This is a genomic window from Streptomyces sp. LUP47B (assembly GCF_001746295.1).
GTDB lineage: Bacteria > Actinomycetota > Actinomycetes > Streptomycetales > Streptomycetaceae > Streptomyces.
Window position 1 is genome coordinate 1 of sequence record NZ_MJAH01000055.1, and the last position, 530, is coordinate 530.

Annotated in this window: 1 protein-coding gene; it reads left to right on the plus strand. The window is 74.9% G+C overall.

The window, feature by feature from the left end; genetic code table 11:
- Positions 1–334: 334 nt before the first annotated feature.
- On the plus strand, positions 335–530 hold a 196-nt coding region (locus tag BFN33_RS49055), incomplete at its 3' end, for a universal stress protein (protein WP_176742670.1).

The window sequence follows — 530 nt, forward strand, 5'->3', positions numbered from 1 at the left end:
GAGTTCGTCCCGCACGCGGTGCTGCACCACGCCGCCGCACCGGTGGTGGCAGCGGCCCCTCACCCGTGAGCACGTGCGGTCGGCTCGACGCCGACGGCGAAGACCGCCGGGGCATGCCGCCGCGCTTACACGGCACACCCCCCCGGGGGCGGCCCTTCCGGCACCCCGGCCCGACGCCGGTTCGAGGCCGCGTCGGGCAGCACGATCAGGGCCGCTCAGACCGACACCAGGGACGATCGGCCCCAGCGCCCTCGGCCGCCCCCGTGTGAGGCTCACACCATCACGTCACCCCGTCCGCCGGGGTCTTTCCCCAGCGGCAGCATCAGGAGGCAACATGTCCGGCACCATCACCGCAGGACTGGACGGGACCGACCACGCTTCGGCGGCGGCGGACTGGGCGGCCCAGGAGGCGGAGCGCCGGGGATCGGCCCTGCGACTGGTGCACGCCTGGGTCTGGCGCCCCACCGACGTGGTGTACGTCGGAGACAGGGCCGCCGAGGAGCGCTGGGTGCGCACCATGCTCGACGAGG